This window comes from Haladaptatus sp. AB643, assembly GCF_024136975.1.
GTDB lineage: Archaea > Halobacteriota > Halobacteria > Halobacteriales > Haladaptataceae > Haladaptatus.
Genome location: NZ_JAMYJW010000002.1, coordinates 81,462 through 96,093, shown reverse-complemented (window position 1 = coordinate 96,093; position 14,632 = coordinate 81,462). Strand labels below are relative to the sequence as shown.

General features: G+C 54.2%; 12 protein-coding genes. 7 read left to right on the top strand and 5 right to left on the bottom strand.

Annotated features, from left to right (window positions below; translation table 11 throughout):
• Positions 1–101 precede the first annotated feature (101 nt).
• A complete protein-coding gene (locus tag NKF25_RS05320; RefSeq protein WP_253225666.1) occupies positions 102–857 on the bottom strand; it encodes a beta-ketoacyl-ACP reductase in 756 nt (251 codons plus the stop codon).
• A 753-nt stretch (positions 858–1,610) separates the two neighbouring features.
• On the opposite strand from NKF25_RS05320, the gene NKF25_RS05315 reads away from it, so the two are divergent.
• Together NKF25_RS05315 and NKF25_RS05310 are read left to right on the top strand one after the other, a co-directional pair.
• Entirely contained in the window at positions 1,611–2,870 is a 1,260-nt protein-coding gene (locus tag NKF25_RS05315; RefSeq protein WP_253225665.1) for an aryl-sulfate sulfotransferase, read from the top strand.
• 185 nt (positions 2,871–3,055) lie between these two features.
• Positions 3,056–3,424, top strand: a complete 369-nt coding sequence (locus NKF25_RS05310) for a VOC family protein (protein ID WP_253225664.1) — start codon at positions 3,056–3,058, stop codon at positions 3,422–3,424.
• A 943-nt stretch (positions 3,425–4,367) separates the two neighbouring features.
• Here NKF25_RS05310 and NKF25_RS05305 read toward each other — a convergent pair.
• Positions 4,368–5,165 (bottom strand): IclR family transcriptional regulator, encoded by a 798-nt coding sequence (locus tag NKF25_RS05305; RefSeq protein WP_253225663.1) that lies wholly within the window; start codon positions 5,163–5,165, stop codon positions 4,368–4,370.
• Positions 5,166–5,306: 141 nt separating this feature from the next.
• Positions 5,307–6,278 (bottom strand): D-2-hydroxyacid dehydrogenase, encoded by a 972-nt coding sequence (locus tag NKF25_RS05300; RefSeq protein ID WP_253225662.1) that lies wholly within the window; start codon positions 6,276–6,278, stop codon positions 5,307–5,309.
• A 189-nt stretch (positions 6,279–6,467) separates the two neighbouring features.
• On the opposite strand from NKF25_RS05300, the gene NKF25_RS05295 reads away from it, so the two are divergent.
• The 5 genes from NKF25_RS05295 (at position 6,468) to NKF25_RS05275 (ending at position 11,673) form a co-directional block, all read left to right on the top strand.
• Positions 6,468–7,859, top strand: coding sequence for an ABC transporter substrate-binding protein (locus NKF25_RS05295; protein WP_253225661.1), 1,392 nt, complete (start codon positions 6,468–6,470; stop codon positions 7,857–7,859).
• Between the two features lie 25 nt (positions 7,860–7,884).
• Positions 7,885–8,775 (top strand): ABC transporter permease subunit, encoded by an 891-nt coding sequence (locus NKF25_RS05290; protein ID WP_253225660.1) that lies wholly within the window; start codon positions 7,885–7,887, stop codon positions 8,773–8,775.
• Positions 8,772–9,605, top strand: coding sequence for a carbohydrate ABC transporter permease (locus NKF25_RS05285; RefSeq protein ID WP_253225659.1), 834 nt, complete (start codon positions 8,772–8,774; stop codon positions 9,603–9,605). Before NKF25_RS05290 ends, NKF25_RS05285 begins: the two co-directional genes overlap by 4 nt.
• Positions 9,606–9,631: 26 nt before the next feature.
• Positions 9,632–10,801 carry an ABC transporter ATP-binding protein gene (locus NKF25_RS05280; protein ID WP_253225658.1) on the top strand — a complete coding sequence of 390 codons (1,170 nt, stop codon included), beginning with the start codon at positions 9,632–9,634 and terminating at the stop codon, positions 10,799–10,801.
• 86 nt (positions 10,802–10,887) lie between these two features.
• Positions 10,888–11,673 (top strand): inositol monophosphatase, encoded by a 786-nt coding sequence (locus NKF25_RS05275; RefSeq protein WP_253225657.1) that lies wholly within the window; start codon positions 10,888–10,890, stop codon positions 11,671–11,673.
• 351 nt (positions 11,674–12,024) lie between these two features.
• Here NKF25_RS05275 and NKF25_RS05270 read toward each other — a convergent pair whose 3' ends face one another.
• Both NKF25_RS05270 and NKF25_RS05265 read right to left on the bottom strand, forming a co-directional pair.
• Positions 12,025–13,089, bottom strand: a complete 1,065-nt coding sequence (locus NKF25_RS05270; RefSeq protein WP_253225656.1) for a linear amide C-N hydrolase — start codon at positions 13,087–13,089, stop codon at positions 12,025–12,027.
• A gap of 208 nt (positions 13,090–13,297) precedes the next feature.
• Positions 13,298–14,368: a 2,3-butanediol dehydrogenase gene (locus NKF25_RS05265; RefSeq protein ID WP_253225655.1), complete on the bottom strand. Its 1,071-nt coding sequence runs from the start codon at positions 14,366–14,368 to the stop codon at positions 13,298–13,300.
• Positions 14,369–14,632 lie beyond the last annotated feature (264 nt).

Genomic DNA, 14,632 nt, shown 5'->3' with positions numbered 1-14,632 from the left:
GCACTATTATTGCGTATATTTCACTTGTATGAAATAGAAATGCGAAAAAGAAATGGTCATGTCGGTGTCTTATCGCGAAATTGTGATAAGTTGCCGTCCGTCTACCACTCCATGCCGCCGTTGATACCGAGGATTTGGCCGGTCATGTACGATGACTCCTTGCTCGCCAGGAACCGAACAACGCCGGAGACGTCTTCAACTTCTGCAAACCGATTGAGTGGAATTCGGTTGCGGATCTTGTCCTGTATTTCCTCGTCGACATCTGCGAGCATGTCCGTCTTCGTGAAACCTGGTGCTACACAGTTCACAGTCGATCCCGAGTTTGCTAATTCGAGCGCAAGTGTGCGGGTAAATCCAAATATTCCGCTTTTCGTGGTTGCGTAGTTTGCCTGGCCGTAGTTTCCCTGTTGCCCAACGACGCTAGAAATGTTGATGAGCCGCCCTTGTGGCGATTCCTTGATATCATCGTAGAAGGCTTTCGTGCAATTGAAAACGCCGCCGAGATTAACATTGACGACGTGATCCCAATCTTCACGAGTCATATTCTTGAACGTTCGATCCACGGTGACTCCCGCATTATTCACTAGCACATCAGCAGGACCAAACGTATCACGGACGCGTTCTTCCATCTCGTCGACTTCCTCCCTGTTGGTTACGTCTGCCTGTATGGCGATCGCACTGTTTCCTTCGGCTTCGATCTCCTCTGTAACATCAAGCGCTTCACGTTCAGAAGATCGGTAGTTCACAACGACATTTGCACCGTGGTAACCGAGATCTATTGCGATTTCGGCTCCAATTCCGCGTGAAGCACCAGTGATGACGCACGTTTTCCCGCTCAGGTATTCCGTTTCGCTCATGTATTCTGTCATATTATGATGGTCTTGTCGATATCGTTATTTGCAAAATTCAGCGACCCTCCGACTTCCACTTGTCATCTTTGAAATTTTAACGCTTGGTTCGACTACGACTCTGTATATAAAAATTGTCCACAAATTCGTTATCTTTGAGTTTTTATATGTATGTTTCCACGGCTTTACTAAACAAACACCCCAACGCTTATAAAATATTTTGAATATATGGCTGGAGTATCCCTCTCTTAGCGGTGCCCGTCTTTCCACAGCAACGATAGACGAACGAACATCCACTTTTCGTAGAGAAGTCGAATTATCGAGCCACTCGTCACGGAGACAGCAACCGATGGTACTCGACGTCTACTCGTTTAGCGAACGGTACGGTTGGACCGAAGACAAGTATCGCGTGTCGTGGTAAATCGTCCCGTCATCCCCTCCGGAGTTCTGCAGAACGAGACGCTGAAACAGCAGGACGAGTTCCGAGATAAACGCCCCAAATGAAGAAAATCGAGGTATCAACGTTGGCGGGAAAGTATCCAGCTAAACGAAGCGGAATATCGGTTCGAATCTCGATTTTCCACGTCCCATCTCGTCTTGCTAATCCCTGTGACGTCTCCATTTTTGACAAGAGTGGAAAAGAGAAGTGGAGGAGGAATAGTCGTCACTTCCGGGAAATACTGTAAGTTGATTAATATCTAATGAGCCCGTTATCGGCAATAGATGCCAACACAGAAGTTTCGAGTTTCGATGCTTATCATCGTGGTAGTACTTCTTGCACCTGTCGTGTCGAGTGGACTGGTGTACAAGGATTTGGCGGTCACGGAGGATGCAACTCAACGAGCAAACGATATTCCGATAGAGAACGTCACGTTCGTTTCCGCCCAAGGGAAGGAGTTTCCGTCGGGACAAGCGAGATTAGTAGCGTTCGACACGGCGACGAACAAACCGATCTGGATACACAGCAAGTACGACCGATATATGGATGTGGACCCTCTCGGACCGAATCGCGTACTCTTTGTCGCACGTGATGGGAGTATGGAGAAATCCGCGTTTTCTTCCGATGTGACATTTTACGCCATCGAGATGAACTGGCGCACGGGGGCGGTGCTCAAGAAGTTCGAGATCCCTCCCGGAACACACGATATCGACTACCTCGGAAACGATCGATACGCTATCGCCGACTTGAGCGCCAAAAACCGGGTTTTCGTGTACGACCGTTCCGAAGATGAGATCGTGTGGGAGTATCGGTTTCGCAACCACTTCCCCGCGAGTGCGGGAGGCGGCCCCGGTGGATACACCCACTTGAACGACATCGACGCGGTCGACAACGGTTCCGCGTTTCTCGTCAGTCCACGGAACTTCGACCGTGTCATGCTCATCGACCGGAAGTCGAAACGCGTTCGCTGGACCTTGGGAGAGGAGGACAACTACGACATCCTCAACGAACAACACAACCCGGTTCTCCTCTCGCAGGATCCGGTCACAGTTCTCGTCGCGGATAGCGAGAACAACCGCGTCGTCGAGTACGAAAAGACGAAGAGTGGGTGGAATCAGACCTGGTCCTATGGGACGGGGTTGGATTGGCCGCGGGACGCGGATCGACTTCCGAACGGAAACACGCTCATCGTCGACAGCAACAACAACCGTGCCCTCGAAGTGACACCAGGTGGCGACGTCGTCTGGAAAGTCGAAATACCGTTCGAACCGTACGACATCGAACGACCGGTGTACGGCGACGAACCGTCGGGACCACCCATAAACGAACTCAGGAAAAACGGTACCATCGGCACGAAAGCAGTCGGACAGGATAGTCAGAGCCTAGCGAACAGAATCGATGCCACATACACATACGTCTACACTACCGCACAATGGGTTCTCCCAACCTGGATCGGTCCGCTAGAATTCAATCTCCTCATCCTCGCAGCGCTTGTCATCGGAGTCTGGGGCGCAGTCGAGGCGTTTTATTGGAGGGAGTGGACGGTAGCGAAGCGAACGAGGTTCCGACACGACGACAACTGAGGACGATTCGGTTACGAGTGGCCGAATGAAAGCTCTCGATCCAGTCATCGATCAAACTCACCGTCGTTTCCGGTGACCCCTCCGAGAATCCGACGGACCATCGGCCGTCTCCATTGGCCATGCGGTTCTCCGATTTGATTGACTCCGAGAAATACCTTTATTATCCCGGGAAAGTAGCGGAACACATGGGCATAATACACGTCTGTCTCAACGTGACGGATGCCGAGGAGTCAGTCCAGTTTTACACGGAACAGCTCGGATTCAAGGAGTCGTGGTCGTTCGAGAGCGGCGACACCGTAAACCGGTATGTCACCGACGACGATGGTGTCGAAATCCAGCTCTCGGATACGAGTGGGGTGGATGAAGTGGAGACCGGTACCGCTTGGGACCACCTGGCGCTGTCGGTGGAGAGCGTCGACGACGCGTTCGAACGAATCGATCACTTCGGGACCGTCCAAGAACCACAGGATCAACCCGCGGCGGGGGCGCGCACGGCGTTCATCGAAGACCCGGATGGCCACGTCGTGGAACTCGTCGAACCACTCGAGGAGTAACCAACCGTACGAGTGAGGTTTGCAGCGAGCAGCGATTCAGGGAGACCAAATGAAGTGAATCGTACGCGAACTCGTTACCGGTCACGGGACCCACTACTCAAAAAACCGACCTATTTTGGAAAGACTATGAATACCCGTGTGACAGAGGAATCACCGTTGTACCATCATATTATATTGTAGAATATTTGCAATACAATAGGTGATAAAAACTTGTTGTCTTGAACTCCCTTGTCGTATAAGATCGAGAAATGAGAAAACGAAAAGCTCTCTTATAGCGGTAAATATCACATCCAGCCCCAATACGGATTCCATATAATACCACCAGCATATTGATATAACGGAGAATGGTGGTAGCTGGTAGCGAGATTGTATTGTATAAATATAACAATATTAACTCGGTCCCGTGGAGACGGGAGTGTTAGTCTGAATATATTCGAAATCCATTATTTTATTCAAACACTTCATGATCACTCTGTTGAAATATTTCCTTGAGACACTGATCGTGACTAGTGATACTGGAAGGAATGGAAACCCACGATGGACTCTATCGAGAAACTTCACGATCGGTGTATACGACAACACACGCATTTGTGCACGTGAGGATATCACAGAAGCGTCCCTCATCGGAACCGGAGGTTTCTAAAACGCGTTCAAGACTATTGAATATCTAGCTCGAACAGCATACCCGAAGGAGCGGTCGATTGAATCTTTACTACGGGCTAATTTACGCTTCCATCGTTCCTACGCGTCTCAAAGCATTTATCTCATCACCGCTTTCGTGAAGAGTAGTCGGATGCCTATGATGATCTTTTGATCGGGATTACAGGCATATGTTTGTAATTCCAATTTGGTTCATTTCGATCTCGGCCTCCACAAGGCAAAATACGTTCAACACTATTGAATAGACTAACATCAATCCATTTCTCGACATCTCGTGTTGGAACTAGTAGTGAGTGTATCGGAGTTCGATAACGTTTGCCGCCTGTTTAACCGCGCTAACGAGATCTTCGAACATTTCGGATTCGTCCAGACGGCTTTTCGGACCCGAAACCGAAATCGCACTGATGACCTCGTCCGAACTCCTGTCCATGATGGGTGCCCCTATCGTAAGGACACCCTGTCGTCTTTCTTGATCCTCAACCGAGTATCCTCGGTCGCGGATTCGCTCCAACTCGGTAAACAACGTGTCTCTATCCGTTATCGTGTGTTCGTTCGCTTTTGGAAGCCCGTGCGTCTCGATTATGGATTCAACGCGAGATCGGGGAAACTCCGCCAACATCGCCTTTCCGAGCGCGGTCCAGTGCATGTGCGTATACTCCCCGATCGGAGCGTTGTCGTGAATAGCGTCCCTCCCACCTGCCTTGTAAAGTAAGATACGTTGTCCATCCTCCTCGATGCCCAGATTTGCGACTTCCCCCGTGTCCATCGCGAGCTGGTCCACTTCCAATTTCGCGACTTGGTAGAGCTTGGAACGGTTCCTGATCCGCCCACCATACTCCAGGAACCGGTAGCTGAGCGTGTAGTCGTTGTTCTCCTGGACGACGAAACCCAGCTTCCGGAACGTTTGGAGGTAAATGTGAACCGTACTCTTCGGAAGGGATAGTTCCCTTGATAGGTCCGAAACACCGGCCCGTTCGACCGTCTTCAATTGCTCCAGGATGAGAAACGCCTTTTCGACCGACCCCAGTGTGTCCGCCCCGGTATCGTTCGTCGCGTCGTCGTTCATCGGATTCTCGTTCATACCCACCATCACGCAAGAGTTCGGTTTAAACGTAATTCCTCCACGACCGTGGAATAGGGGAATCGGTGCGACCGACACTTCTTCCCGGGAGAATTGATCGTTGGCAACTGAAAGGCCACGCCGAACGGTGCCGACAGCGAGTTAGGATCGAACGACGTTCTCTAACTCCTCCCTCCCGTTCGTTTCGGCGAGTCGATTCACGTTGTTCGCTACGATCTCCGCCAACCGATCCCAGTGCTTCGGACTGTGACCCGCGTTGTGCGGAGTGATCGTGACGTTCTCGAATCGCCAGAGGGGATGGTCCGCCGGTAACGGTTCGGGATCCGTGACATCGAGTGCCGCACCGTTGATCTGGTTGTTCTGAATCGCGGATACCAACGCATCAGTGTCGATTATCTGTCCTCGACCGACGTTGACCACCCTCGCGTTTGGTGGTAACGTCTTGAACTCCTCCTCCGAAACGAGTCCACGGGTCGTGTCACTTAGCGGTGCGGCGATCAGGAGATAATCCGTCCTCGATACGGCGTCGTGGAACGCCTCCCGTTCGAACCCGATGACCTCATCAGTCGGACCACCTTTTTCAGGAGTGTACCGTACCCCGATGGTATGGACATCGAATCCGGCGAACCGATCGACGATCGCCGTTCCGATCGCGCCGAGTCCGACGACGGTGACGGTGCTGTCTTTCAGTTCCTCGGCTTGGAAATGTCGCCACTCGTGTCGCTTTTCGCGCTCCCATCCCTCTCGAAGTCGGCGCGAGAAGGAAAGCACGTAGCCGAGGACCTGTTCCGCGATGTTCGGCGCGTGAATACCTGAGGCGTTCGTCACCGTGACGCCCATCTCGGAGAATGCTTCGAGCGGGAGGTGGTTGTAGCCGGCCGCAACGCCCGCGAACAACCGAAGGTTTTCCGCGTACTCCAGGAGGTTTTCGTCGATATCGACGCCGGAGACGACGTCCGCTCGCTCGATGAGGTCACGCTCGTCGGACGAAGTCCGGGCGAGATGAACCCGGTGATTCGGCAGGCGTTGGGAAAGCAGATCGGCGTAATCTTTCGCTGGCAGTCCGTGTGTGTCACTTCGCAGTACGAGGATGTCTGCTGTCTCGTCATTCATGGGTATTCTCCGCCGTCGGGTATGACACCCGTGGCGGTAATCTAAACAGCCAAAGGTCGGTATATTAGTGTTTTTCTCAATGATTTATGTTACAGAACCCACGACATATCGTTCATCATTGTTCTTCGAGTAGATAATTTCTCATTTCACACCAAAGATTTATACCTGCGTGTTCATTTGTGGCAAACCATGTCGGCTGAGGCATCAAGACGACAGTTTGTCAAAACGATAGGAATCGGTGGAATCGCCGGGCTTTCCGGCTGTATCAGTGCCGTCACCGACGGAAACAGTTCCGGTGGTAGCGGGAAGGACTTCCAGTACTGGGAGTACTTTCACTCCCAGTCGGAGGTCGCAAAGCAGTTGATGGAGTCGTCGGTCGACGACTTCGAGAAGCAACACGACGCGACGATGAAGATGAACTGGGCGAGTTGGGACGACATCAACGGCGGCAAATGGAAGAACAACATGCAGAACGGAAACCGCCCGGTCATCTACGATTCGACGAACTCGCTCAACGGACAGTTCATCGACCCTGGCTGGGTGAAACCGGTCGACGAGTACAAACACCGACTCGACTCTGACGCGCTGAAAAACGCCAAATGGGCCTTCGAGATGGCCCAGAGTTGCTACCGTGGCTTCGACGCGGACCTCTACGAGGTCCCGATCGGACTCGAAGTCGGCGCACCGTTCATCGCCCGGGCCGACCACTTCGAAAAGGCCGGTCTCTCCATCGAGGACGACTTCCCGCCGAAGGATTATCAGGACCTCCTTCGAATCGCTAAGCAACTACAGAACAAGGGTCCGGGAGACTACGGGTTCCAGATTTACGGCGCACAGGGGGACGTCACCGACGAAGCGCTCATAACGTGGACCGCATCCGATGGCGGCTACGACGGTATGTACCTCAACGAGGATTGGTCGGACGTCAACTACGACAACGACGTGTGGAAGAAAGCGACCAGACGGTACGTGGATATCTACCAGAAACACGGGCTCTCGTCGGACAAGGCCCCGACGGCGTCCAACGAATCCGTCGCCCAGAATCTCATCTCCGGTTCCGTGAGCATGTACCAGGGTAGCACGAAGGACTTCGGGCTCTTTCGGAGCCGTGCCGAAGATATGCTCAAGTCGGGAAAAATCGTGTTCGCACCGTCGTGGAAAGGGAACGCCGGAAATAGGGGCGATTTCTTCACACAGTGTGTCGCGCTCATGCGTAAACCGGACGGCGTGAAAAAGAGCGTCTGGAAGAAACACGAGGATACGGCTATCGCCTGGATAAACAAGCTCCTCTCGAAGGATTTCCAGAAACAAGTCCCGAGTTCGTTGGCGACACTCCCCGTCAGAAAGGACGTTTGGGACGGCGTGAAAAGCAACGAAGCGATCGGGAACAGCAAGTTCATCTCCACGCTGGAAACGACGGTGGACGGCATGGAGAACGGGTGGGCCAGCCATCCCAAGATGAACGCCATCCAGTACAACATCGCCGGTCCGCTCTTCCAGGAGGCCGTTCGCGGGAAAATCTCCCCCGAGCAAGCCTGTGACCGCACCGCGAAACAGATCCGCAAACAAATAGAGCTCTGATATGTCGACGCGAAATCTATTCAACGTGAGAAATCGAACCGAACAGTTATCGGAGGACTGGTTCTCCTATCTGCTGATACTTCCGGTTCTCCTCTTCCTCGTCGTGCTCATGTGGATGCCGTTCATGCAGGGAATCTACATGAGTTTCAACAACTGGCCGTTCGGCGGTGAACCAACGTGGACCGGCATCGAGAACTACACGTTCCTGTTCGGATGGAACCCGTTTTACACGTCGCTGAAGGTGACCTTGATGTTCACGCTCACCACCGTGTTGCAATTGGTCGTCGCCGTGATGGCCGCGCTCGCGGTTCGTGAACTTCGGCGTGGGAAAGGGTTCGTAACCGGGACGTTCCTCATCTCGTACACCGTCCCCCCACTGATAACGGGCACCATCTGGGCGTACATGCTCGAACCGGACCTCGGGCCTGTCTTCGGCTTTCTCACGAAATGGCACGTCTTAGATAAGACCGTCTACTGGGGTAGCCACGGGGATATGGCGCTCGGCGTCGTCATGTTCGTGACGACCTGGACGTTCTGGCCGTTCATGTTCCTCATCATCTCCGCAAACCTCGAAAGCATCCCCGAGGAGATGTACGAAACGGCACAGATGTACGGCGCGAACCGATATCAGACGTTCCTTCGCGTGACGCTTCCCCAACTGAAAAGCGCGATTTTGGTCGCGGTGAGCATCAGGCTCATCTGGAACATGACGAAGATTTCGCAGGTGCTCCAACTCACCAACGGAGGACCGGGCTACGATACCTCGATCCTCGCGGTGCTACTGTATCGGTTCGCCTACGGTCAGGGACAGATGGGCGTCGCCTACGCGGTCGGAATCGTCCTGCTCCTCCTGACCATCGGCTTCGTGTTCGTGTTCATCCGCGAGTTCGAGCGAGCGAGCGAGGAGGGAGCATGAGCACCGAAGGCTACGACACCGTCGGTGTCACTGTCAAAGCGACCACGTACGGCGTGGTCGGATTTCTGGTGTTGTCGAACCTGATCCCCCTCTTGTTCATCGTTTCGGTGTCGTTCATGCCGCCGAACGAGTTCTTCGGTGCGCCACACATCATCCCGCACGCACCGACGTTGAAGGCGTGGACGAACGGCTTTACCGAACTCAAGACGAACCTTCTGAACAGTTTCCTCATCGGTGCCGGGACCGCGATACTGGCGTTGATCATCACCATACCGGGGGCATACGCGTTCGCTCGAAAGGAGTTCTACGGGAAGAAAGCGGGGTTTTACGCCATCATCTCGGCGATGATGTTCCCGTACATCCTCCTCGTCATCCCGATCATGGACCTCTGGAACGACCTGGGACTGTACAACACCATTCCCGGGATGATCCTGGCGTATCAGGTGTTCGTCACCCCGTTTGCGATTTGGATCCTTCGGGACTTCTTCGAGAAACTCCCGGACGACATCGAGGAAGCGGCCCAAGTGTACGGCTGTACGCAGTTCACGGCGTTCCTGCGGGTCATCCTTCCGCTGGCCGCGCCCGGCATCGTCGCCGTCGGCTTCCTCGCCTTCCTCACCGGTTGGAACGACTTCCTCTTCGCGAACCTGCTGACGACCGGTACCGGACCGGTTCCGGCCGTCCCGGTGCTGTATGGGACCATCGGCGGTGGCTCGGGTGAACGGGTGTATTGGGGGAAACTGATGGCCGAGACGCTCATCATCGGAATCCCACCGACGATAATCTACCTCGTCGCACGGAACTACCTCGAGAACGCATTCACCGTATGACACAACCAGCGAGAACACATCCAACAATGACGCAAGCAACAGACGAGACCGGTTCGAACGAATCGACAGTGGAATCGAACGTCAACCAACCCTCCGGAGCGAGTGGGACGGCACACATCAAAATCGATGGAGTTCGGAAAACGTTCAACGACGGACAAATCGTCGCGTGCGACGACGTGAACATCGACATCGACGAGGGGGAGTTCGTCGTCTTCGTCGGGCCATCGGGATGTGGAAAAACAACCACGCTTCGTTGCATTGCCGGGCTCGAAGAACCCGATGACGGTCACATCCTCGTGGACGATGAGGACATTACGGGACTGAAATCGAAGGATCGAAACCTCGCGTTCGTCTTCCAGAGCATCGCCCTGTTTCCACACATGAGCGTGCGGAAAAACATGCGGTTCGGTCTCGACATGAACACGGACCTCTCCAAGGACGAAAAGAACGGACGTGTGGAGGAGGTGGCGGAAACGCTCGACATCGCTTCGATGTTGGATCGAAAGCCCTCGGCGTTGTCCGGTGGACAACAACAGCGCGTCTCGCTAGGTCGTGCGATGGTGATGGAACCCGCCGCGTTTCTGCTCGATGAGCCGTTCTCCGCGCTCGACGCCAACCTTCGGGACCACATGCGCGTCGAAGTCAAGAAGATCCAGCGTGAACTGAACACGTCCATGATCTTCGTCACACACGACCAGGAAGAGGCGATGACGCTCGGCGACAAAATCGTCGTGATGAACGACGGTCACGTGCAACAGATCGGAAGTCCGTACGACATTTACAACGACCCCACGAACCGCTTCGTCGCCGACTTTATCGGGTCGCCGTCGCCGAACTTGATCGAGGGGACGGTCGAACGCGATTCGACTGGTCTGTCTTTCGTTACCGACCTCGGCACGATTCCCGCGACGGATGAGCAAACCGCGGTGATGAAAGACCGCGTGGGAGAAACCGTCGTTTACGGTATTCGACCCGAGTACCTGCGTCTCGATAGTGGTCGAGACACGTTCGTTGCAGACGTCGACGTGATCGAACCGCTCGGCGACAGGGATGCGATCCACCTATCCGCAAACGGAATTTCCCTCTCGGCGCTCACGTCACAAGGAGAAATCTCACAGTACACAGACCGCGTTCAGGTGGATTTCGAGACCGAAGAGGCGTGGGTATTCGAAAAATCAGGGGCTCGAATCGTCTGATTTCACCAGTTAGATTGTTTCCCCGGCTGTCCGGCGATAATATGTAATATGATGGGATTCGAACGTACACGACGAAAACGGCAACCATGACACGACAAGATACCACATTCCGTGCGGCAGTAGAGGGTGCAACCGTCGCTCACAGACAGTTCCGAACCGAGTTGGACGTCGAAACCAAGGATTCGAAGATGGACTTCGTCACGCAAGCGGACACCGACACGCAACACCGTGTCATCGAAATCATCAAAGACCGATATCCGGAAGCGACCATCGTCGGCGAGGAAGAGGACGAACGCAAGTCCCTTCCCGATGACGGAAACGCTTGGGTCATCGATCCCATCGACGGGACGACGAACTTCGTCAGAGGGGTTCACCTCTGGACGACGACGGTAGCCGCCGTCCGTGATCACGAAACCGTCGCCGCGACGACCGTCGCTCCGGCCGTGGACGATGTCTACACCGCGGATTCGAACGGCACGATGCTGAACGGCGAGCGAACCGCGGTGAGTACGGAAACCGACCCCGAGCAGTTCATTGTCGCGCCCATTCTCCGGTACGGCTCCGAACGTGATGGGGAGTTCGGGAAACTTCTTCGGGGATTGATACGCCAATTTGGCGATTTGCGGCGTTTCGGCTGCGCACAGGTGACGCTAGGAATGGTCGCTAGCGGTACCATCGACGCTGCCGTCTCGACGCAACCGGAGCCAAATCCGTGGGACACGGTCGCAGGGGTCTATCTGGTCGAACAGGCAGGTGGAACGGTAACCGATATCGATGGCACCCGCTGGACGCCGGACGCCGAGGGTATCGTCGCAACGAACGGCAAACGACACGGCGAAGTAGTCGAATACGTTGCACAGATGATTCGGTAAGCCAAATCCGATCCTTCCCGAGACGCCGTTTCCATACGGATCATGAACTAGTTTGAGAATGCATCTATCGATGATTGATCAACTGAACTCCTCACTCATTAGTTTATGACCAAAGATAAAAGAATAGATTCCCTGTTTGTATAAAAAATATTCTGGTAAAACATGTGGAAATAAGAAAAGACCACAAATTCACCTCGTGAGAGGTGATTCGTTTATACGTCCATAATTTGTTAGATCTCGGAAATGGTACTAGGAAGTTCATGTAAGTGTAGTTGATTAACCACGATACACAGACCCGCGGGAAAGGTAGCCGTGTTCGGTATCAATCCTGAATTTGATCGACCACGATATTTAGCTCCGTGACTCACCAGTGTTGTGTGGGTTATCTCTTCCAAATTCGGCGTTCGAAACCACGATGACGTGATTGCTACTCGGCGGGGCCCCGAGAAACGTAAACGGCTCGCTAGCAATCATTCGATCGGACACTTCTCCCGAGAAGGTGTTGGACTGATTCGATCCCAATTCGAGAACTCGCGCATCCGCTTCGGAAGAGACGTCGATGTCGTCCAATTCGATCCAAAAGACGTTGGGCGTGAGCGCCGACTCGAAGTAGTAGATCAGGTCCTTGTGATCCACGACCGTTCGCCAGCGCGTCGACGAGATGTGGGGTTCATCCGGCGTGCTGATACCGTACGGCACGGATACGTTTCGAATGACGCTAAATACGCTTGCAGTCGCAGTACGCCGATCCTCGACGTGAGGAATCGCGTCCGCGTAGAAACGGGCTCTTACGAACCGATCCGCAGGACGGTTCGTTCCGGGAAGCATGACCGTTCCACCGATCTCTTTCCAGTACTCAGCCAATGCGAGCTGTTTGTCGAAGGTCGGCGAGTTGGTCATGACTTGGTAATCGTGGCTATGATGGACGACCAACTCCCCATCGACGAATTCCATAATCGCACTGTCACCGGTGGCGTCCGATAGCGAGAGGTGGAGTGCAGCCAACCGATCTTCGCCCGGAACTTGGGCGGTTACGACTGCAAAATCCTCCTGTCGAACGTTCTCTACGGCCTCGGCGACGGTTTCGAAATTATCCAGCATATACTGCGCCCACAGAGAAATCGACATTGCGGATGACTCGCCGTCCCAGTCCGGATATTCCGATTCGGGCAACCAAAGCAAGTTGGCTACTAAACCTGCTTCGTTCACGCCGTCCGTCGTGACCTCGTCGAAGGCAGTAGCGACCACGCTTCCATACCGAGCCGTCCAGGTCAACGAGGCCGGTCCGACCTTGCCATCGCGCTCTATGCCACGGGGGAGCGTCCAAATGTTCGTTCCGATATCCACTTTCCAGTCCATCGACCGGGCGGTGAGAGTGCGGTCATCAGGTCCGAGATATGAGAGGCGAGTACACATCTATGGCCGACCTCCTGTGGACCGGTTCGAGATCACAGTGTAATCCATGAGTCAGTAGATCGACATCAGATTTGATAAACATTTGTTTCGGAGTCACGGCACACCGCCATCGGTTTTACACGGACGCCACCAAACTAGTTGTCATAATTTTGAGAAGGTAATGTGCAGTCCGTTGGAATCATGTGACTCAAATGAACCGGAGTGAAAATTACGGTTTGACGAAGATTTTCACTTGATCGCTCCCTTCGTCGAGGAGCGATTCGAACCCCTCGTCGACGATATCATCGAGATCGATGCGGTCGGTAACGAGCGGATCCGGATCGAGCGTCCCGTCCGCGAGCATATCGATAACCATCCCGTATTCCTCGTTCGAGCGAGGTCCTCCCAGATATGCGAGCGTTCCGGTGAGTGTCCGTTCGCCGAGGACGAGTGTATTCGGGGGCATATTCACCGTCTCTTCCCAGATACTCACCACGGTAACGGTCCCACCCGGTCGTGTGCTTTCGAGCGCGGCGTTGAACGTCGGTTCGATGCCAGCGACTTCGAACGCCGCGTCGACTCCACCGTCGGACGATGAGCGTATTTCGTCGACGGCATCGACCTCGGTTGGGTCGATGAGATGGTCGGCCCCGGAGTCCGCCGCTCGGTCACGGCGGGCCGCCCGGGGTTCCGAAACGAAGATCCGTCTGGCACCGGCCGCCCGTGCACATTGAATCACCGACAGGCCGATGGGGCCGCTGCCGAAGACCGCGACGGTGTCGCCTGCACTGATACCCGATCGACGAACGGCATGGAGACCAACGCTCAACGGTTCGACTAGCGCGCCGTGTTCGAGCGGAACGTCCTCCCCGAGTGGAACTGCCTTCTCTGCACTCACAACCACGTTTTCGGCGAACCCACCGCCGCCACCGGACAGACCGACGAAACCACCGGAATCACAGATATGATAATTTCCCTCCCGACATTGGCGACACTCGCCACAATAGAGGATGGGATTGATCGCCACTGCGTCACCCTCGGTAAGGTTTTCCACGTCCTCCCCTACCTCACTGATAACACCGCTGAACTCGTGTCCCATCGTGATCGGTGCCTGTTCACCTGAAATCGCATGTGGATCTCCTTCGGGGATGAATATGGGTCCTGCTGCGTACTCGTGTAAATCGGAGCCACAGATCCCGCACGTATCGACCTCCACACGTACATCCGTCGCTCCAACACTCGATTCCTCCGTCTCTTCGACGCGAATGTCACGTTGTCCGTGCCATCTTGCGGTCTGCATAGCACCACAACTTCACCAAGATTCGTGATAGATGTTGTGGTGATTTCGCTGAGAATCGGCGGAACGGGATCACGGATAAAAATAGTTAACTGAGTTACCTATTGTGCCTATTTCTTAGGATTTTACCGGGTCAAGATATACGACGTGATCGACGCTCGGATGAATACGACACCGGTAGCTTGGCTCTGGAGTACGGCCCTTGGAGCAAGTTGACTGTTTGCGTCTGAGCGTCCAAAGCGACGAAAAGAGGGATGGTCCATTCGG